The sequence below is a fragment of the Burkholderia pseudomultivorans genome (genome assembly GCF_001718415.1).
GTDB classification, from domain to species: Bacteria; Pseudomonadota; Gammaproteobacteria; order Burkholderiales; family Burkholderiaceae; genus Burkholderia; species Burkholderia pseudomultivorans_A.
Genome location: NZ_CP013378.1, coordinates 2,425,851 through 2,445,115, shown reverse-complemented (window position 1 = coordinate 2,445,115; position 19,265 = coordinate 2,425,851). Strand labels below are relative to the sequence as shown.

Sequence of the window (19,265 nt, the reverse complement as noted above, 5' to 3'; positions counted from 1 at the left end):
CCCCGCCCTCAATTGGATTCGTCGATCGGAAATACCGGGGGGTCGACGAGCATCATCATCATCATTCCGCCTGGGAAGATGTTGTTCGTCGTGATTTCCCGTTCGTTATGCGAGTGCCACATGAACGCGAAGCCTGCTTCCGTCGCCGGCGGGTTGAGGATCGTGTTGCTCGGTGGCGATGTGCCCGTCGGCGCCGTGGCGCGCGTGGTCGCATCCGGTCCGAGGTAGGGACTGCCGCCGTACCACGCACCGTTGGTCAGGATGTTCGAGTCCGGCAGCGTGACCGGCCCGCCGCTCGCGACCTTGCCGAACGGCGCCTTCTCGAGCGCCTTGCCATGGTCCTGGCACCACTCGTAGTAGTTCGGCGCATTGCGCGGGGCCGGCGGGTTCGATGCCGTCGTGTAGTAGCCGTTCGCATCCGGGATGCAGACCGAGCCGTCGCCCGCGTAGTGCCCGTAGACGTCCCAGTTCAGCCCCTTGCCGGTCCAGTAGAAGATGCCGTCCATCGTGAGGCCGGGCGTCGTGGTGGTCGTGAACAGCAGCGGGCCCGCCGGCAGCGGCGGCTTGCCGGGGTTGTTCGGGTCGGGCGGCGTCAGCAGCAGGTTGCCGTCGCGCGCGAGCACGCGCACGTGGTTGCCGTGCTCGTGGAACGGATGCTGCCAGCGACCGGTGCCGATGATGCGCAACAGCACCAGTTCGCCCGGGTGCATGTGCGGATTGCCGTTGTACGGCTGGTGCGGGTACTGGGGCGCATAGTTCGGATCCATGTCGTCCGGCATCGAACGGCCGTTGACCATGAAGTACGCCGGGTGATACGGCTCGGTCTCGACCGTCATGCAGCCGGTCGGCCTCGTGCAGGAAGTATTGGCCGCCACCTGCTGCTCCGCCTGCTGGTGGATGCGCGGATCCATTTCGGAGAACTGAAAAAGATATTCACGATCGTAGCAGGCTGCGCTGTTGTCGAACGCCGCCGGTGCGTTGCGGAAATCGTGCTGCCCGAACGGCCGGCCCGCATCCGGAAAGGCCATGCAACCCGCCGTGTTGACCGCGGTATTCGGCAGCACGATGATCGCGCCGTACAGTCCCATCTCGACCTGCAGGTCTCCCTGCGTGCCGCTGAAGTACGTGTGCGTGCCCGGTGTCGCCGCGACGAACCTGTAGGTGACCGTCGCGCCGTGCGGCGCTTCCTGCGCGAGCAGCCCCGGCACGCCGTTGTTGGCGCCGGTGCCGCTGCAGGTCTTGCCGTCCGCGCTCAGCGTCCCGGTACACACGACGAATCCCGGGAACAGGATCGACGTGTTGCCGGCGGCGGCCGGCAGGTTGTTGGTGAGCGTCACGGTGATGACGTCGCCCTGCCGCACGATCAGCGTCGGGCCGGGGATCTGCATCGTCGGGCATGTCGCGCCGGCGATCGCCGACGGCGAGAACACCGGCGGCGTTGCGCTGTTCGCCGCGCAGCCATAGCCCCACGAATAGACGCTCGTGCCGTCCGGCTGCGTAATGCGCGCCTCCTGGGCCGTGAGGTTGAAGACCTTGCCGGTGATCCCGGGCGCCGCGGCGTGCGCGTGTATCGACAGCAGCGCGGCGAGCGTCGCGACGCCGATCCGTACGAGACGGACGAGCGTCGCGCGCCACGCGTGGTGAGTGATGTGTCCCACGGTTTTCTCCTCAGTGCAGGACTACGCGGCCGGCTCGCGCGAGACGCGCGAGCCCTCGCCTTCAAAGAGTGCAATGCTTGGTGATCGGATCCACCGCACTGCAGACATGAATTTCGGTCATCAGGCCGCCGAAGTTCTCCTGATCGTTCGACAGGTGATCGAGATTCGGCGTGTACAGATAGAAAATCTGGCCCGAGTGGTATTTCGTCTTGTCGCTGGCGTCCAGAATCAGGTCGAGCGATTCGCCGCCGCCGAGCGTGATCGAATTGGTGTCGTAGGCCATGTTGTTGCCGGCCATGTCGCGCAGCATGCGGGCGTTGATCGCGATCACGTGCATCGGGATGCCGAGCGACGCGAGCGTCTGGTATTCGGTCACGTCGAGGTCGGAAATGCGCAGCAGCGCGCGGCCGCCGGCCGGGATGTTGATCAGCGTCGGCAGCGGCTGCGACGGGTGCATGGCGGAATCCGACGAAGGCGTCGACATCGGCCCTTGCGTGACCGTGTCCGGATAGCTGCGGCCGTTCAGCATGAAGAACTTGTCCTTCATGTCGGTGAACGGTTCCGGATTGAACGTCATGCCGACGAAGTGGAAGTTCGGATCGAAGCCGTGGATCTGGATCGGATACTCGACGTCGTACGCGGTCGAGCCGTCGCCGTCGTTGTACGCATAGAGCGACAGCGTTTCCGGCGAGGTCGCCGGGATGTTCGGATTCGCGGCGCGCAGCAGACCGTTGTTGTGCGCCGGCAGCGGCGTCGAACAGAGTATGTCGTTGCCGCAGCGCGTCCTCAGGTCCGCCTGTTGCGTGACCAGCGCCTCGTACAGCGACACGCCCTTCGGCACGCGGTCCTGGCGCGGGCGCACGTAGATCTGCCCGACCATGCCCATTTGCAGGTGCTCCGGCGGCGTGATGTGGCAGTGCCAGAAATAGGTGCCGGCATCCGGCGCCAGGTAGTAGTAGGTGAAGCTCGCGCCGATGTTGATCGCCACGGACGCATCGGGCACGCCGTCGTAGAACGACGACGCGTTCGGATAGCCATGGAAGTGCACCGTGTGCTTCTCGAACAGGTCGGGACGCATGATCATCCCGACGTTGGTCAGCGTCAGGAAGAATTCGTCGTCCTCGTCGATCGCCATCAGCGGCGCCGGTTCGTTGCCGTTCATCACGCCGATGTCCATGATCGGGCGCGGGTCGACGTGCCCGGTCAGCGCGCCGCCGGCGTCCGGATCGGGCGCGAGGCCGACCGCGCCGTTGTAGGTCGGGTCGGTTCGCGGGTCGCCGACGGTGTTGAATACCGACGCGAGCTCCGTACCGGGCAGCCCGGCCTTGACGTCGGCCAGCCCGGAGAGCGGACCGAACGCGAACAGGTAGGTCTGCACGCCGTTGGCCATCGTCGCGTAGCCGTCGCCGCCGGAGATCTGCTGGCACTTGATCGCGCCGTTGATGGCGCCGGTCGCGGTCGAGGCCTGTCCGGTATAGGTCGGTTTCGTGTAGGCCGGCTCGCCGACGCCCGGTGCGAGCGCGGTCGGGTGGGCAGGCGTGGTGAACGGGCATTGGACCCGAAACGACTGCGCGAACGCGGGAACGGTCGACAGCGCCAGCAACAGTGCCGCCACACTGCTGCAATATGCGCGGGTACTGAACATATGACCTCCATCCGAGGGGTCCGCCAGCGACACGCGCTGGCCGTCATGCTCTGCTGCAGACGCGGGCCGCGAAGCTTTCACGGCCCGTACCGGCATTCTGCAGATACGCACGACGGGCCGGGATGGGTCACCCCCCTACTTTTGCATAGGGGGTCTCCGGCGAATGACGCGCATCGTTCGGGCGGGGTGCGCCAGGACTTGCGGCGGCCGAATGCCGACGCCGCGCGAAGCGGATCGAGACGACGGAATCGAGGCGCGCGCCGGACAGCGCAGCGGCGCCAGGGGCGGGATGACGGGCGACGCGGTAGACTTCGCGGTGGCGCCACGGCTGCGTTTCGGCCGTGGCAGCGGGCTTGCCGGCCTGCGAACGGAAGGCGAAGGGCAAAAAAAAAAGCGCCACGGAGACCGTGGCGCTAAAAAAGTTCTAGCCATTCCGAGGGCCGTGCTAGAACCTGAGAGACTGCGCGAAACACCGTTGCCGGTTAAACTCCTGAAACGATGTTTCGAAAACGTGAGACATTCTTTCCGTTTCCGTCCGCCAAGTCAAGCGGTATTTGCACGGGTTCATGCACTTTCCGGCAAGGCTGCTTTGGGGGTTTTCCTAATAAACCAAGGGTGAACCCGTAAAATCGCACCGCATGACCGATTCACATATCGAACATGCATGGTTTGACAATTATCTGACAATACCAACAAAATTGAAATCGAGTTTCGGAAATAGAGAGAATCCCTCGTGTCGACATCTGTAACTTCTGCCGCCCCCCGGGAACGCGAATCGTCGCCCGACGAAATCACCGCGCTCGCGCGCGGCCTCGCCGTCCTGCGGCGCATCGCGGCGGCCGACGCGCCCGTCAGCAACCGGGAGCTGACCGAACTGACCGGCATCCCGAAGCCGACCGTGTCGCGCATTACCGCGACGCTGGTCAGCGCCGGCTTCCTGTTCCAGCTGCCCGACAGCGAGCGCTTCGTGCTGACCGCGTCGGTGCTCGAGCTGAGCCACGGCTTCCTGCGCAACTTCGACATCCGCGCGCGCTCGCGGCCGTTCATGATCGAGCTGGCCGAACGCACGTCGCTGTCCGTGCACCTCGCGGTGCGCGACCGGCTCGACATGGTCGCGATCGACGTGATCCGGCCGCGCTCGGCCGTGCTGGTCACGCGCCTCGAGATCGGCTCGCGGATGGACATCGCGCGCACGGCCGTCGGCCGCGCGTATCTGGCCGCGCTCGAAAACGACGAGCGCCGCGCGCTGATCGACGCACTGCGCGCGTCGGCCGGCGACGACTGGCCGCACGTGCATGCGCGGCTCAATCCTGCGCTCGACGATGCGATGCGCGAGGGCTACGCCATCGCGATCGGCGAATGGCGCGAAGGGCTGAACGCGGTCGCGGCCGGCTTCGTCGGACCGTCGGGCCAGCGTTATTCGGTGAACTGCGGCGGCGCGTCCAGCCAGTGCCCGCCCGAATGGCTGCACGAGCACGTGGTGCCGGCGCTGCACGAATGCATCGCGAAGATCACGCGCGAGATCGGCGGCGCACCGGCCCGGCGCATCGCGGTGTAATCGGTTCGTCATCGTTCTGTCGCGTTCTGTAACGACCGTAACCCGTTGAAAGATAGAGCACTGGACTCTAACGGGGACGGGACGTAGGATCATGCCCATCGTCGCACCGCCGTCGCGGTGCGCACTGCTCTTTCCCGCGCGGGCTGGAGAGGCCCGGGCCGAGCCGGGCCCGCCGCTCCGGCAGCCGAAGCCCGCCCGCCGCCCGCAGCCCGTTTCCGGCACGCCGCGCCGTCTTCCTGACAGAACACGATGGACAACCAACAAAAGCCCACGCCCCCTTCAAAAGATCCCGTGCCGCCCGCCCGGCCCCCGCGCCGCAAGCTGATCGTCGGCGTGCTCGCGGTCGTCGTCATCGGCGGCCTGCTGTGGTGGCATCCGTGGAGCCGCACGCCGGCCGGCAAGCCGGCGGCCGGCGGTGCGGCAAGCGGCGCCGCCGCAGGCGGCGGCCATCGCGGCCGCGGCGGCCCCGCTGCGATGGCGAACGTTCCGCAGCCCGTGCAGGTCGCGCCCGCGACCAAGGGCGAGATGCCGATCGTGCTGAGCGCGCTCGGCACCGTGACGCCGCTCGCGAACGTGACGGTCCGCACGCAGCTGTCGGGCTACCTGCAGTCGGTCGCGTTCCAGGAAGGCCAGATCGTCAGGAAGGGCGACGTGCTCGCACAGATCGACCCGCGCCCGTACCAGGTCGCGCTCGAGAACGCCGAGGGCACGCTCGCGCGCGACCAGGCGCTGCTCGCGACCGCGCGCCTCGACCTGAAGCGCTACCAGACGCTGCTGTCGCAGGACTCGATCGCATCGCAGACGGTCGACACGCAGGCCTCGCTCGTCAAGCAATACGAAGGGACGGTGAAGACCGACCAGGCCGCGATCGATTCCGCGAAGCTGAACCTCACGTATGCGCGCATCACGGCGCCCGTGTCGGGGCGCGTCGGCCTGCGGCAGGTCGATCCGGGCAACTACGTGACGCCGGGCGACACGAACGGCATCGTCGTGATCACGCAGCTGCAGCCGATGAGCGTGATCTTCACGACGTCCGAAGACAACCTGCCGCAGATCCTCAAGCAGGTGAACGCGGGCCAGAAGCTGTCGGTCACCGCCTACAACCGCAACAACACGATCCCGCTCGAGACGGGCTCGCTCGCCACGCTCGACAACCAGATCGACACCAGCACCGGCACCGTCAAGCTGCGCGCGACCTTCGAAAACAAGGAAGGCCTGCTGTTCCCGAATCAGTTCGTCAACACGCGGCTGCTGGTCGACGTGATGCGCGATGCGACGATCGTGCCGACTTCCGCCGTGCTGACGGGCTCGATCGGCCAGTTCGTGTATGTCGTCAAGCCCGACAACACGGTGACGGTGCGCAAGGTCAAGACCGGCCCGGTCGACGGCGAACGCACCAGCATCATCGACGGCGTCGCACTCGGCGAGCGCGTCGTCACCGACGGCTCCGACCGGTTGCGCGAAGGCTCGAAGATCTCGATTCCGGCCGACAAGCCCAAGGGTGCGTCAGGCGCAGGCGCGGCATCCGGCGCGCATGCGGCGTCGGGCGCATCGGGCGCGGCCGGCCGTCACGGCGGGCACAAGCGCGGTGCATCGCAGGCAGCGGCCCAATAACGCGCGGGCCGCTCGATGAATCCATCCCGCCTCTTCATCCTCCGGCCGGTCGGCACCGCCCTCCTGATGGCGGCGATCATGCTGGCCGGCCTGGTCGCGCTGCGCTTCCTGCCGCTCGCCGCGCTGCCCGAAGTCGACTACCCGACGATCCAGGTCCAGACCTTCTACCCGGGCGCGAGCCCCGAGGTGATGACGTCGTCGGTCACGGCGCCGCTCGAACGGCAGTTCGGGCAGATGCCGTCGCTGAACCAGATGTCGTCGCAAAGCTCGGCCGGCGCGTCGGTGATCACGCTGCAGTTCTCGCTCGACCTGCCGCTCGACATCGCCGAACAGGAAGTGCAGGCCGCGATCAACGCGGCCGGCAACCTGCTGCCGTCGGACCTCCCTGCCCCGCCGATCTACGCGAAGGTCAACCCGGCCGATGCGCCGGTGCTGACGCTCGCGGTCACGTCGAAGACGCTGCCGCTCACGCAGGTGCAGGACCTGACCGACACGCGCCTCGCGATGAAGATCTCGCAGATCGCCGGCGTCGGCCTCGTCAGCCTGTCGGGCGGCAACCGCCCGGCCGTGCGGATCCAGGCGAACCCGACCGCGCTCGCGCAGTACGGGATGAACCTCGACGATCTGCGCACGACGATCTCGAACCTGAACGTCAACACGCCGAAGGGCAACTTCGACGGCCCGACGCGCGCCTACACGATCAATGCGAACGACCAGCTGACGAGCGCCGATCAGTACAACAGCGCGGTCGTCGCGTACAAGAACGGCCGGCCGGTGATGCTGACCGACGTCGCGAAAGTCGTGGCCGGCTCGGAGAACACCAAGCTCGGCGCGTGGGTCAATTCGGAGCCCGCGATCATCCTGAACGTGCAGCGCCAGCCCGGCGCGAACGTGATCGCGACCGTCGACGCGATCAAGGCGCAGCTGCCGAAGCTGCAGGAAACGCTGCCCGCCGCGCTCGACGTGCAGGTCGTCACCGACCGCACGACGATGATCCGCGCGGCCGTGCGCGACGTGCAGTTCGAGCTGATGCTGTCGGTCGTGCTGGTCGTGCTCGTGATGTACCTGTTCCTCGCGAACATCTACGCGACGATCATCCCGAGCCTGTCGGTGCCGCTGTCGCTGATCGGCACGCTCGCGGTGATGTACCTCGCCGGCTTCTCGCTGAACAACCTGTCGCTGATGGCGCTGACGATCGCGACCGGCTTCGTGGTCGACGATGCGATCGTGATGATCGAGAACATCGCGCGCTACGTCGAGGAAGGCGATTCGGGGCTCGAGGCCGCGCTGAAGGGCTCGAAGCAGATCGGCTTCACGATCATCTCGCTGACGGTGTCGCTGATCGCGGTGCTGATCCCGCTGCTGTTCATGGGCGACGTGGTGGGCCGCCTGTTCCATGAATTCGCGATCACGCTCGCGGTGACGATCGTGATCTCGGCGGTCGTGTCGCTGACGCTCGTGCCGATGATGTGCGCGAAGCTGCTGCGCCATTCGCCGCCGCCCGAGAGCCACCGCTTCGAGGCGCGCGTGCATCGCACGATCGACTGGGTGATCGCGCGCTATGCGGTCGCGCTCGAATGGGTGCTGAACCGGCAGCGCGCGACGCTCGTCGTCGCGCTGCTCACGCTGGTGCTGACCGGGCTGCTGTACGTATTCGTGCCGAAGGGCTTCTTCCCCGCGCAGGACACCGGCGTGATCCAGGCGATCACGCAGGCGCCGCAGTCGATTTCGTACGGCGCGATGGCCGAGCGGCAGCAGACGCTGGCCGCCGAGATCCTGAAGGATCCGAACGTCGACAGCCTGACCTCGTTCATCGGCGTCGACGGCTCGAACATCACGCTCAACAGCGGCCGGATGCTGATCAACCTGAAGGCGCGCGACGCGCGTTCCGAAACCGCGAGCCAGATCATCCGCGACCTGCAGCAGCGCGTCGCGAACGTGACGGGCATCTCGCTGTTCATGCAGTCGGTGCAGGATCTGACGATCGACTCGACGGTCAGCCCGACGCAGTACCAGTTCATGCTGACGAGCCCGAATTCCGACGAATTCGCGACCTGGGTGCCGAAGCTCGTCGCGCGGCTGCAGCAGGAGCCGTCGCTCGCCGACGTCGCGACCGACCTGCAGAGCAACGGCCAATCGGTCTATATCGAGATCGACCGCGCGAGCGCCGCGCGCTTCGGCATCACGCCGGCGACCGTCGATAACGCGCTGTACGACGCGTTCGGCCAGCGCATCGTGTCGACCATCTTCACGCAGTCGAATCAGTACCGCGTGATTCTCGAATCGGAGCCGAAGGACCAGCACTACGCGCAGTCGCTGAACGACATCTACCTGCCGTCGGCGGGCGGCGGCCAGGTGCCGCTGTCGTCGATCGCGTCGTTCCACGAGCGGCCATCGCCGCTGCTCGTGTCGCACCTGTCGCAGTTCCCGTCGACGACGATCTCGTTCAACCTCGCGCCGGGCGCGTCGCTCGGCGAGGCGGTCAAGGCGATCCAGGCCGCCGAGCAGGAGATCGGCCTGCCCGCGTCGTTCCAGACGCGCTTCCAGGGCGCCGCGCTCGCGTTCCAGGCGTCGCTGTCGAACCAGCTGTTCCTGATCCTCGCGGCGGTCGTCACGATGTACATCGTGCTCGGCGTGCTGTACGAGAGCTACATCCACCCGATCACGATCCTGTCGACGCTGCCGTCGGCCGGCGTCGGCGCACTGCTCGCGCTGATGCTGACCGGACACGACCTCGACATCATCGGCATCATCGGCATCGTGCTGCTGATCGGCATCGTGAAGAAGAACGCGATCATGATGATCGACTTCGCGCTCGAGGCCGAGCGCGTCGAGGGAAAGCCGCCGCGCGAGGCGATCTACCAGGCGTGCCTGCTGCGGTTCCGGCCGATCCTGATGACGACGCTCGCCGCGCTGCTCGGCGCGGTGCCGCTGATCGTCGGCGCCGGCGCCGGTTCCGAGCTGCGTCAGCCGCTCGGGATCGCGATCGCGGGCGGCCTGATCGTGTCGCAGGTGCTGACGCTGTTTACGACACCGGTGATCTACCTCGGCTTCGACGCACTCGCGCGCCGCATGCGCGGCTGGTTCGAACGCCGCGGCCCGGCCGCCGGCACGCATACGGATGCGTAAGCGATGAACCTGTCGCGTCCCTTCATCACCCGCCCCGTCGCGACGACGCTGCTCGCGCTCGGCGTCGCGCTCGCGGGCCTGTTCGCGTTCATCAAGCTGCCCGTGTCGCCGCTGCCGCAGGTCGACTTCCCGACCATCTCGGTGCAGGCTTCGCTGCCGGGCGCGAGCCCGGAGACGGTCGCGACCAGCGTGACGAGCCCGCTCGAACGGCACCTCGGCTCGATTGCCGACGTCACCGAGATGACGTCGACCAGCACGGTCGGCAATGCGCGGATCATCCTGCAGTTCGGGCTGAACCGCGACATCGACGGCGCCGCGCGCGACGTGCAGGCCGCGATCAACGCGGCGCGCGCCGACCTGCCCGCCGCGCTGAAGAGCAACCCGACCTATCGCAAGGTCAACCCGGCCGATTCGCCGATCATGATCGTGTCGCTGACGTCGGAAACCTCGTCGGCCGCGAAGCTCTACGATGCCGCATCGACGGTGCTGCAGCAGTCGCTGTCGCAGATCGACGGGATCGGCCAGGTATCGGTGAGCGGCTCCGCGAACCCGGCCGTGCGCGTCGAGCTCGAACCGCAGGCGCTGTTCCACTACGGAATCGGCCTCGAGGACGTGCGCGCCGCGCTCGCGTCCGCGAACGCGAACAGCCCGAAGGGCGCGATCGAGTTCGGCCCGCAGCACTTCCAGCTCTATACGAACGACCAGGCGTCGCAGGCCGAGCAGTACCGCGACCTCGTCGTCGCGTACCGCAACGGCGCGGGCGTGCGGCTGTCCGACCTGTCCGAGGTCGTCGATTCGGTCGAGGACCTGCGCAACCTCGGCCTGTCGAACGGCAAGCGCGCGGTGCTGGTGATCCTCTACCGCTCGCCCGGCGCGAACATCATCGAGACGATCGACCGCGTGCGCGCGGCGCTGCCGCAGCTCACCGCGTCGCTGCCGGCCGACATCACGGTCACGCCGGTGCTCGACCGTTCGACGACGATCCGCGCGTCGCTGAAGGACACCGAGCGCACGCTGCTGATCGCGGTCAGCCTGGTCGTGATGGTCGTGTTCCTGTTCCTGCGCAACTGGCGCGCGACGCTGATCCCGAGCGTCGCGGTGCCGATCTCGATCGTCGGCACGTTCGGCGCGATGTACCTGCTCGGCTTCTCGATCGACAACCTGTCGCTGATGGCGCTGATCGTCGCGACCGGCTTCGTCGTCGACGACGCGATCGTCGTGCTCGAGAACATCGCGCGCCACATCGAGAACGGCACGCCGCGGCTGCAGGCCGCGTTCGACGGCGCGCGCGAGGTCGGCTTCACGGTGCTGTCGATGAGCATCTCGCTGGTCGCGGTGTTCCTGCCGATCCTGCTGATGGGCGGCATCGTCGGGCGCCTGTTCCGCGAGTTCGCGCTGACGCTGTCGCTCGCGATCGCGGTGTCGCTCGCGGTGTCGCTGACCGTCACGCCGATGATGTGTGCGCGCCTGCTGCCCGAGACGCACGACCCGCGCGCCGAAGGCCGCTTCGCGCGTTTCCTGGAACGCTGTTTCACGCGCATGCAGCGCGGCTACGAGCGCTCGCTGTCGTGGGCGCTGCGCCGGCCGCTGCTGATCCTGCTGATCCTGTTCGCGACGATCGGGCTGAACGTCTACCTGTACGTGATCGTGCCGAAGGGCTTCTTCCCGCAGCAGGACACCGGGCTGATGATCGGCGGCATCCGCGCCGACCAGGCCACGTCGTTCCAGGCGATGAAGCAGAAGTTCACCGAGATGATGCGGATCGTGCAGAGCAACCCGAACGTGAAGAGCGCCGCGGGCTTCACGGGCGGCACGCAGACCAACTCGGGCTTCATGTTCGTTACGCTGAAGGACCGCACCGAGCGCAAGGTGTCGGCCGACCAGGTGATCCAGCAGTTGCGCGGGCCGCTGTCGAACGTGGCCGGCGCGAGCACGTTCCTGCAGTCGGCGCAGGACATCCGCGTCGGCGGCCGCCAGAGCAATGCGCAGTACCAGTTCACGCTGCTCGGCGATTCGAGCGCCGACCTCTACAAATGGGGGCCGCTGCTGACCGAGGCGCTGCAGAAGCGCCCCGAGCTCGCCGACGTGAACTCCGACCAGCAGCAAGGCGGCCTCGAGGCGATGGTGACGATCGACCGCGCGACGGCCGCGCGGCTCGGCATCAAGCCCGCGCAGATCGACAACACGCTGTACGACGCGTTCGGCCAGCGCCAGGTCTCGACGATCTACAACCCGCTGAACCAGTACCACGTCGTGATGGAAGTCGCGCCGAAATACTGGCAGAGCCCGGAGATGCTGAACCAGGTGTGGATCAGCACGTCGGGCGGCAGCGCCAACGGCTCGCAGACCACCAACGCGGCGGCCGGCACCTACGTCGCGACGTCGGCCGGCACGTCGAGCGCCGGCACGGCCGCCACCAGCGCCGCGGCGATCGCGTCGGATTCGGCGCGCAACCAGGCGCTGAACTCGATCGCATCGAGCGGCAAGTCGAGCGCGTCGTCGGGCGCGGCCGTGTCGACCTCGAAGTCGACGATGATCCCGCTGTCGGCGATCGCGACCTTCGGCCCGAGCACGACGCCGCTGTCGGTGAACCACCAGGGGCTGTTCGTCGCGACGACGATCTCGTTCAACCTGCCGCCGGGCGTGTCGCTGTCGCAGGCGACGCAGGTGATCTACCAGACGATGGCGCAGATCGGCGTGCCGCCGACCATCGTCGGCAGCTTCCAGGGCACCGCGCAGGCGTTCCAGCAGTCGCTGAACGACCAGCCGATCCTGATCATGGCCGCACTGCTGGCCGTCTACATCGTGCTCGGGATCCTGTACGAGAGCTACATCCATCCGATCACGATCCTGTCGACGCTGCCGTCGGCCGGCGTCGGCGCGCTGCTCGCGCTGTTGCTGTTCAAGACCGAGTTCAGCATCATCGCGCTGATCGGCGTGATCCTGCTGATCGGCATCGTGAAGAAGAACGCAATCATGATGGTCGACTTCGCGATCGACCAGACTCGCAACGGCCACAAGTCGTCGCTCGAAGCGATCCACGAGGCGTGCCTGCTGCGCTTCCGGCCGATCATGATGACGACGATGGCCGCGCTGCTCGGCGCGCTGCCGCTCGCGTTCGGCAACGGCGACGGTGCCGAGCTGCGCGCGCCGCTCGGGATCGCGATCGCGGGCGGCCTGATCGTGTCGCAGGTGCTGACGCTCTATACGACGCCGGTCGTCTATCTGTACATGGACCGGCTGCGCGTGTGGGGCGAGAAGCGGCGCAACCGCCGCGGGAATTCGGGCGGGCCGGCGGTCGCGGGCGAGTGACGGCAGGCTGGGCACGGGGCCGACGCGCAGCCTGCGCCGCCCGTCGTCCCGCGTGCCGGCCGGCGCGGACTCCGGCCCGGCATCGAAACGTGGTGGGTGGCCTGCGCCGGCGCATGCGCGCCGCGCGCGGCAGTCAGCAGTCGGCCGCCGCGGCCAGCGTGCGCGACAGGCGTCGCGCTGCGTCGTCGATCAGCGCGGGCACCTGCCGCCATCGCGCATCGTCCGGCGCATCGAGCGCGACACCGATCGCCAGCGCGCCGCGCGCATCCAGCGGCATCGCGACGAGGCCGGGCGCGCGCTGCGATGCACCGCGCAGGCCCAGCCGCCAGACGGGCGGCGCGCCGCGTTCGGCTGCCTCGCTCCTGTCGCCCCCGCCGCCTGTCTCGCCCGCCTCCGCGGCCAGCCCGTTGAACCGTGCACCGACGCGCGTGACCACGCACGCGGCCCCGGCGGGCGCCGCCTGCGCGAGCACGACGACGTCCGCGCCATCGCGGCCGAGCAGTTGCGCGGCCAGCCCAGTGCGCGCGCACAGCGCGTCCAGCACCGGCTGCGCCTGCTTGACTTGCGGTTGCGCATCGAGATACGCGGCCGCGACCCGCGCGCTCGCCGGCCCGGGCCGATAGCGACCATGCGCGTCGACGACGAGAAAACCTTGTAGCACCAGCGTTTTCAGCAATCGCGCGACGGAGTTGCGCGGCGCGCCGAGCCGCGCTGCCAGTGCCGCGCCGCTCGCGCCGCCGGGCGCGGCCGCGACCGCGCCGAGAATCGCGAGCCCGCGCGCAAGCGCCGGCACGCGGTAGCCCACGGCGCCGTCATCGTTGCCGGGCGAGGTCATACAGATCCCGTGCGTTGCGCGCATAGCGGCGCGGCGCCATCCCCGACCAGCGGTGGAACGCGCGCGCGAACGCCTTCTCCGACGTGTAGCCGACCCGCTCCGCGATCTCGATCAGGCGCAGCCTGCCCTGCGCGAGCTCGCCGCTCGCCAGATACATCCGGTACGCGGTCAGGTGGCCGATCGGCGTCTCGCCGACCAGCTCGGCAAAGCGCGCGCAGAACCGCGAGCGCGACATGCCGGCTTCGGCGGCGAGACTCGCGAGCTGCCAGTTGCGGCGCGGGTCGCGGTGCATCAGCGCCATCGCGCGGCCGATCTGCGGATCGGTCAGGCCGCGCAGCCAGCCCGTATGATTGGCCGACGACTGCAGGTGCGCACGCAACAGCTGCACGAACAGCACGTCGGCGAGGCGCGTCGCGGCCACGGCCCAGCCCGGCTGGCAGGCCATCGATTCCTCGATGAAGCTCTGCAGCGTGCTCGCCAGCCACGGCGCGACGGCCGCGTCGTGCGCACGCACGTGGATCAGCGTCGGCAGCACGGAGAACAGCGGGCTGCGCACGATGTCGCGATACACGACGATGCCCGTATAGAGCTCGCTGGTCGCCCCGCCGCCGCCGGCGACGAATTCGAGCGGCGTGTCGAAACGCGGCCGGATGCCCTTGTCCGCCATCAGCGTGTCGAACGGCACGGGCGGCTCGTCGAGCGACGACGCCATCACATGCTCGTCGCCGTGCGGCAGCAGCACGAAGTCGCCCGGCTCGACGTGCACCGGCGGCGCCCCCGCGACCGACAGATAGAACGGACTGCCCGCGCAGGTGCGAAACGGCGCGCCGGCGACGGCCGGCTTGCGGATCGCCCACGGCGCACTCAGCGTGAAGCGCCCGGTGACGACCGCGTCGGCCCGCAGGTCGGTCAGCACGTCGCTGAGAAGGTCGATCGTCATCGTCGGAGTCTCCGTGGTGCGCGCCGCCGGCTAGAAGCGCTGCTGAATGCCCGCCATCACGCCGACCTGGTTCTGGCCGGCGCCGACCGTGCCGCCGGCCGCCACCGCCGACGTGCCGAGCGCGCTGTTCATCATGTAGCCGACCGACGCATAGACCATCGTCCGCTTCGACAGGCTGTAGTTCGCCCGCGCGACGAACAGGTTCGAGTCGGAGCGGCCGCGCAGCAGATAGCGCAGGGCCTGTGCGTCGAATGATAGCGCCGGCGTCGCGTAGAGCGTGCCGCCCGCGAAGAAGAGGTCCGACTGGCTGTGGACCGCGGCCGCCGTGTTGCGGCGGATCCAGCCCGCGCCGAGTTTCGCGATGCCGAATTTCACGTACGCGTCGACGATCGTGCGCGTGTCGGTATAGCCGGGGCTCGACAGCGGCGCCGATGCGCCGGTGCCGCCGTGCATCACGTCGTACGAGGCGGCCGCGCCGAGCTGCGGCGCGTCGTACGCGACCATCATCGTGTATTGCCGGCATGCGACCGGGTCGCCCGGCACGTTGCCCGCGCAGTTGGTGGCCGACGGGCCGGCCGGGCCCGCGCCGTCGCGTCCGGTGCTGTAGGTGCCGCCGAGCGTCAGGCCGCCGAAGCGGCCGAGATAGCCGAGCGCGTTGTCGCTGCGCGCGTTCGGCAGATAGCTGTCGAAGCTCGCCATCGAATGGATCGACGGGCCGATCACGTCGGCATTGAGCAGCACGAGCATCGACATGTTCATCTGCCGCCCGAGCGTGAGCGTGCCGTACGGCGATTCGATGCCGAGGTTCGCCTGCCGGCCGAACAGCCGGCCGCCGTAGTTCAGTGCGCCCGAATTCATCGCGAAGCCGTTCTCGAGCACGAAGAACGCGCGATAGCCACCGCCGAGATCCTCGACGCCGCGCACGCCGAAGCGCGACGGCACTTCGCCGGTCAGCGCCGGCATGCCCGCGACCGAGCCGCCGCCCGCCGCGTTGTTGTAGTACTGCACGCCGGTGTCGACGATGCCGTACAGCGTCACGCTGCTTTGCGCGTGCGCGCCGGTCGACACCGCGGCTGCGGCAAACGAAACGGCCGTCGCGGCCGTGCGGAACGTTTTCATCGAAATCTCCAGACCTGTCGTATCGTTGTGCTTATGAAGGCCGGCGATGCCGGCCGGTGGGAAAAAGCGCGGCGGCCGCTCAGCTCGCGAGCGGCGTGTCGAACGGCATCGAGCGCGGGCGTTGGCCGGTGGCGCGCCAGATCGCGTCGGCCACCGCCGGCGCCACCGGCGGCAGCGCGACTTCGCCGCAGCCCTGCGGATCGCGGTCGCTGTCGACGATCACCACTTCGATCCTCGGCATCGCGGCCAGCCCGAGCAGCGGGTAGTCCGCGAAATTGCGCTGCACGACCGCACCGTGCTCGAACGTGATCTCGCTGCGAAACGTATTGGTCAGCGCGAAGCCGACGCCGCCCTCGACCATCTCGCGAATCAGCAGCGGATTGATCGCGCGGCCGCAGTCGATGCCGCAGACGATCCGCTCGAGCTTCACGCTGCCGCCCGTCACGCGCAGCTCGGCAATCGTCGCGACATAGGTGCTGAACGCGCCGCCGCGCCCGGTGTAGAGCGAGTACGCGACGCCGCGCGACACGCCGGCCGGCGCGCGGCCGAACCAGTTCGCGCGCGCGGCCGTCGCGTCGAGCACGCGCAGCGCGAGCGGGTCGTGCTTGAGCAGCGCGCGCCGGTAGCGCACGGGATCGGCCCGCACCGTATGCGCGAGTTCGTTCACGAAGCTTTCGAGGAAGAACACCGTCGAGGTGCTGCCGACGCTGCGCATGAAGCTGACCGGAATCGGCTGCATCACCGTGACCGAATCGACGAGCAGGTTCGGCACGTCGTAGCAAAGGTCGTACAGGCCGTCGAGCATCGTCTCGTCCCAGCCGCCCGCCTTGTCGTAGCGGTCGCGCTTGATCGCCGCGTACAGCGAATGGCCGGCGACGCGCGCATGCAGCGCGACCGGCAGCCCGTCGCTGCCGAGCGCGGCGCGCAGGCGCGCGGACGCGCAGGGCCGGTAGAAGCCGTGACGGATGTCGTCCTCGCGCGAGCGGATCACCTTGACCGGCCGCCCGACCGCCTTCGACGCGACGGCCGCATGCACGACGAAATCGGGCACGTACTTGCGGCCGAAGCTGCCGCCGAGGAACGTCGTGTTGACGATCACCTTCCCGGCCGGCACGCCGAACAGCGACGACAGCGTCCAGCGCACCTTGTCCTGGCCCTGGATCGGCCCCCACACCTCGATCTCGTCGGCGCGCACATGCACGGTCCCGTTGACGGGCTCCATCGTCGCGTGGACGATGTACGGCGTGTGATAGTCGGCTTCGACGACGGTGCCGGCCTCGGCGAGCCGGCGCGCGGGTTCGCCGATGTGCGTCGCGACCACCGCGTGCGGCGCCTGCAGCGCGCCCTTGCGCTGCGCGAGGATCGTCGCGCTGTCGAACGGCGGCGTCGCGCCCGCGTCCCATGCGACGTCCGCCGCGTCGCATGCCTTCTTCGCCTGCCAGTAGGTCTGCGCGACGACGATCACCGCGTCCTTCGCGAGCACGACGTCCACGACGCCGGGCATCGCGCGCAGCGCGTCGCGGTTGTGCACGGCGGTCGGCCGGCCGTTCAGCGTCGGCGCCATCGCGAGCGCGCCGACCAGCATGCCGGGCACCCGCACGTCGATGCCGTAGATCGCGCTGCCGTCGACCTTCGCGGGCACGTCGAGCTTGTGCAGCGGACGGCCGATCAGCGTGTGCGCGGAGGCCGGCTTCAGCTTCGGCTGCGGGTCGTGCGGCAGCTTCGCCGCGTCGTCGACGAGCGCGCCGTACGACAGCGACCGGCCGCTCGGCGGATGGACGACACGGCCGTCGCGCGTCACGCACTGCGTGTCGCGCACGCCGAGCCGCGCGGCGCCGGCGCGCAGGAACGCCGAGCGCGCCTGCGCGCCCGCGATGCGCAGCCGCGTGTAGAACATCGTCGCCGACATCGACGCGCCGACGAACTGCTGCGGCGCCTCGTTCGCGGCGTCGATCCGGTACGCGTCGCGCCCGGTGACGAACTCGATCGTCACGCTGCGCCAGTCGGCGTCCATCTCGTCGGCCAGCACCTGCGGCAGCCCCGTGTAGACGCCCTGCCCGACTTCCGCCTGCGACAGGCCGATGATCGTGCGGCCGTCGGCGTCGACGCGCACCCAGTCGTTGATCTCGCGAAACTGCGCGCCGTCGCCGGCCGCATGCACGACGTCGCCGATCGCGAGCGGCAGCAGCAGGCTGCCCGCGAGCGCGACGCCGCCCTTCAGGAATACGCGCCGCGACGCGCTCGGCGCGACACGCGCGTGCACTGCGTCAGCCGGCCGCGACATGGATCGCCTCGCGGATGCGTTGATAGGTCGCGCAGCGGCACAGGTTCGTGACGGCCGCATCGATCTGCGCGTCGGTCGGCTTGCGGTGGCGCGCGAGCAGCGCGGCCGTCGCCATCACCATCCCCGACTGGCAGTAGCCGCACTGCGGCACGTCCTTCTCGATCCACGCGCGCTGCACCGGATGCGAGCGGTCGTGCGACAGCCCCTCGATCGTCGTCACCGCGCGGCCTGCGACGCCGGCCACCGGCAGCACGCACGAACGCGCGGCTTCGCCGTCGAGATGCACGGTGCAGGCGCCGCACGCGCCGATCCCGCAACCGTATTTGGTGCCCGTCAAGCCGGCCGCGTCGCGCACGACCCACAGCAGCGGCGTGTCGGGATCGCCGTCGAAATCGAACGGCTGGCCGTTCAGCATGAAGCGCATCGTCTGTCTCCCTGTTGCGCGTCGCCGTTCGCCATCCGGCGGATGGCGGCGATCGCCTGACAGGGATTCTTGGCGGCGTAAAAAACCGCGCCAATGACCTTTGCTCCCGAAAAAGTAGCCGATCGTCCAGATCGTTCCGGCCGACGACGCGCGGCGGCTGCGGCCGGTCCGGCTTGAACGCCGGCCGCGTTCGACTATCGTCTGTGCATGGGTACTGCCGGGAATCCGTCATGAACGTCCAGCTGAACCATACGATCGTCTGGTGCCGCGACAAGCGCGCGTCGAGCCGCTTCCTCGTCGATCTGCTCGAACTGCCCGCGCCGACGCCGTTCGGCGCGATGCTGGTAGTCCCGCTCGACAACGGCGTATCGCTCGATTTCTATGAAAAGGACGGCGAGATCGCGTCCCAGCACTACGCTTTCCTGCTCGACGAAGCCGGCTTCGACCGCGTGTACGCGCGCATACGCGACCGCGGGCTGCCGCACTGGGCCGATCCGGCGAAGCGGCAGCCCGGCGACATCTACCGTCACAACGGCGGACGCGGCGTGTATTTCGACGATCCGGACGGGCACTTCCTCGAGGTGATGACGCGGCCGTATGCGCTGAACGGCTAGGGCCGCGGGCGGCCGGGCCGGCGGGCGCCGGCCGGTGTGCCGGGGCGGCAATCGATACCGCCCCGTTTCCGGCACAGGCCGGGCGATACGTATTGCGCGGCCCCGCGTCCGGTCGCGTCCTGCTTGCGAACCG

12 protein-coding genes are annotated in these 19,265 nt (G+C 68.6%); 5 read left to right on the top strand and 7 right to left on the bottom strand.

Annotation, left to right across the window (positions count from 1 at the left end; translation table 11 throughout):
- Positions 1-8 precede the first annotated feature (8 nt).
- Together WS57_RS23660 and WS57_RS23655 are read right to left on the bottom strand one after the other, a co-directional pair.
- On the bottom strand, positions 9-1,658 hold the full coding sequence (locus WS57_RS23660; protein WP_009687438.1) for a multicopper oxidase domain-containing protein: 1,650 nt from the start codon (positions 1,656-1,658) through the stop codon (positions 9-11).
- A gap of 61 nt (positions 1,659-1,719) precedes the next feature.
- Positions 1,720-3,303 (bottom strand): multicopper oxidase domain-containing protein, encoded by a 1,584-nt coding sequence (locus WS57_RS23655; RefSeq protein ID WP_009687437.1) that lies wholly within the window; start codon positions 3,301-3,303, stop codon positions 1,720-1,722.
- A gap of 733 nt (positions 3,304-4,036) precedes the next feature.
- Here WS57_RS23655 and WS57_RS23650 point away from each other — a divergent pair.
- From WS57_RS23650 to WS57_RS23635, 4 genes are all read left to right on the top strand, one after another.
- On the top strand, positions 4,037-4,861 hold the full coding sequence (locus tag WS57_RS23650; RefSeq protein WP_009687436.1) for an IclR family transcriptional regulator: 825 nt from the start codon (positions 4,037-4,039) through the stop codon (positions 4,859-4,861).
- A 249-nt stretch (positions 4,862-5,110) separates the two neighbouring features.
- Complete coding sequence (locus WS57_RS23645; protein WP_040127005.1) at positions 5,111-6,475, top strand: MdtA/MuxA family multidrug efflux RND transporter periplasmic adaptor subunit; 1,365 nt, start codon at positions 5,111-5,113, stop codon at positions 6,473-6,475.
- 15 nt (positions 6,476-6,490) lie between these two features.
- On the top strand, positions 6,491-9,604 hold the full coding sequence (locus WS57_RS23640) for an MdtB/MuxB family multidrug efflux RND transporter permease subunit (protein ID WP_040127004.1): 3,114 nt from the start codon (positions 6,491-6,493) through the stop codon (positions 9,602-9,604).
- 3 nt (positions 9,605-9,607) lie between these two features.
- On the top strand, positions 9,608-12,916 hold the full coding sequence (locus WS57_RS23635; protein ID WP_069244909.1) for an efflux RND transporter permease subunit: 3,309 nt from the start codon (positions 9,608-9,610) through the stop codon (positions 12,914-12,916).
- 133 nt (positions 12,917-13,049) lie between these two features.
- Here WS57_RS23635 and WS57_RS23630 read toward each other — a convergent pair whose 3' ends face one another.
- The 5 genes from WS57_RS23630 to WS57_RS23610 all read right to left on the bottom strand — a co-directional run bounded on the left by WS57_RS23630 (position 13,050) and on the right by WS57_RS23610 (position 18,518).
- Positions 13,050-13,751: a helix-turn-helix domain-containing protein gene (locus WS57_RS23630; protein WP_069244908.1), complete on the bottom strand. Its 702-nt coding sequence runs from the start codon at positions 13,749-13,751 to the stop codon at positions 13,050-13,052.
- A complete protein-coding gene (locus WS57_RS23625; protein WP_060254955.1) occupies positions 13,729-14,691 on the bottom strand; it encodes an AraC family transcriptional regulator in 963 nt (320 codons plus the stop codon). Before WS57_RS23625 ends, WS57_RS23630 begins: the two co-directional genes overlap by 23 nt.
- Before the next feature lie 30 nt (positions 14,692-14,721).
- Positions 14,722-15,810, bottom strand: coding sequence for a porin (locus tag WS57_RS23620; protein ID WP_069244907.1), 1,089 nt, complete (start codon positions 15,808-15,810; stop codon positions 14,722-14,724).
- Positions 15,811-15,889: 79 nt separating this feature from the next.
- Positions 15,890-18,094, bottom strand: a complete 2,205-nt coding sequence (locus WS57_RS23615; RefSeq protein ID WP_069244906.1) for a xanthine dehydrogenase family protein molybdopterin-binding subunit — start codon at positions 18,092-18,094, stop codon at positions 15,890-15,892.
- Positions 18,078-18,518, bottom strand: a complete 441-nt coding sequence (locus WS57_RS23610) for a (2Fe-2S)-binding protein (RefSeq protein ID WP_040126998.1) — start codon at positions 18,516-18,518, stop codon at positions 18,078-18,080. Before WS57_RS23610 ends, WS57_RS23615 begins: the two co-directional genes overlap by 17 nt.
- Positions 18,519-18,748: 230 nt before the next feature.
- Here WS57_RS23610 and WS57_RS23605 point away from each other — a divergent pair, with 230 nt between their 5' ends.
- Complete coding sequence (locus WS57_RS23605) at positions 18,749-19,132, top strand: VOC family protein (protein ID WP_059603755.1); 384 nt, start codon at positions 18,749-18,751, stop codon at positions 19,130-19,132.
- Positions 19,133-19,265 lie beyond the last annotated feature (133 nt).